The 1,782-nt window shown below is 46.2% G+C and carries 2 protein-coding genes; both read left to right on the plus strand.

From position 1 onward, the window contains the following. The coding region (locus JCM10914_RS31160; protein ID WP_206778020.1) for a hypothetical protein at positions 1 to 198 on the plus strand (198 nt) is incomplete at its 5' end. 5 nt (positions 199 to 203) lie between these two features. Further along, positions 204 to 1,782 (plus strand): condensation domain-containing protein (locus tag JCM10914_RS28080; RefSeq protein ID WP_231638779.1); only part of this gene is annotated, 1,579 nt, incomplete at its 3' end.

Here is a 1,782-nt window from a genome sequence, read left to right on the forward strand (position 1 = left end):
ACAGTAGCTGAATTCCATGATGGAGAGCAACCCGAAGACTTACCGTACTTCGCTGTCGACCGGCAACAACTTCAGTCTTTTGGCGTGTCGAATACCGATGACATCCAAGAAATCTACAGACTGACCCCTCTTCAGAAAGGGATGTTATTTCATACTATTTATGACCCTGAAGCTGGAAGCTACGTGTACAATTCGTAGTTCGATTGCAAGGGAATCTGGATACAAATAAGTTTAAGAATGCTTGGGGAGAAATCGTCAACCGTCATTCGGTATTCAGGACTTCATTTGTATGGGACGGGTTGGATGAGCCGCTTCAAGTGGTTTACAAGCATGGATCCCTCGCGATTTCAATGATGGACTGGACGTCATTGAATAGAGAACAACAGGAAGAGGAGCTTCAGCGTTATTTGACGGAAGATCGGAAGACCGGATTTAATTTATCCTTTCCTCCTCTGATGAGGCTGGTTCTCGTGCAATCGGGAGAAGAAGAATATTCTTTCGTATGTACATACCACCATATGTTACTTGACGGCTGGAGCCTATCACTTATACTCCGACAATTCCAAAGATTGTATATGTCGGGCGTGGATGGAGAACGTGCATATTTAGAAATCTCGCGACCGTTCTCCGCGTACATTCGTTGGTTGGAACAAAAGGATGAACGTGAGATGGAACGATTCTGGAAAAAGGAACTGGAATCCTTTGATTCCCCGACCGTGCTCCCTTCGGATAACGTTCTGAAAAAATACGATAAAACGGAATATAAGGAAAGAACAGTTCTCCTTTCGGAGGAAGTCTCCTGGTCAGTCAAAGCATTTGCTCTGAATCACCAATTGACAATCAATACGGTTATGCAAGGCATTTGGGCGATGGTTCTTCACCATTATTCGAGAAAGAAAGATGTGTTGTTCGGTGTTACTGTTTCGGGCCGCGAGGCGGAGATAGCGGAAATCGATACGATGGTAGGCTCCTTTATCAACACGTTGCCCCTATTAGTGAAAATGAATGGTGGTCAAACGCTCGAAGAGTGGTTCAAGGGTCTTCAGAAGAAACAAGCGGTTCTCCGTAAATACGAATACAGCCCTTTATTTCAGGTTCAGAATTGGAGTACGCTCCCGAACGGGACTCCGTTGTTTGAGAGCCTGCTGGTGTTTGAAAATACTCCGGCGGAGGTTGCATCAACGAGTTCGGGAAGGAAAGACCTTATTATTCAAGAGGTAATTGGTAAGGAACAAACCAATTATCCTGTCACTGTGTTGGTGGTTCCCGGTAAACGGTTGTCAGTAAAAATGATGTATGATTCTGGTCGTTTTGAGGATTCGTTTATTGAACAGATCGTTTACCAAATCGAATCATTGGCTGAAAGATTGCAAGAATCTGCAAGTAAAAAGTTAGAAGAGATTTCTCTGTTGTCAGTAAGTGAAAATCAGCAGCTTCTTTATGATTGGAACGAAACGAAAAGCCCGTATTCAGACGACAAGCCTGTGCATGAGCTGTTCGAAGAACAGGCAGCGAGGACGCCAGGTGCGGAAGCGGTTGTGTTCGAGGATGAGACGTTGACGTATGCGGAAATGAACCGACGAGGTAACCAACTGGCGCATTATCTGCGTCAGCAGGGGGTGGAATCGGAGAGTCTTGTGGCGATATGCATGGACCGGTCGGCGGATTTAATCGTCGCTTTGCTGGGTGTGCTCAAAGCAGGTGGCGCGTATGTACCGCTGGATCCGTCGTATCCACAGGAGCGTCTCGCTTATATGCTGGCGGATTCGGGCGCATCCGTGA

Origin of the sequence: Paenibacillus sp. JCM 10914 (assembly GCF_001315105.1) — a bacterium.
GTDB lineage: Bacteria > Bacillota > Bacilli > Paenibacillales > Paenibacillaceae > Paenibacillus_AQ.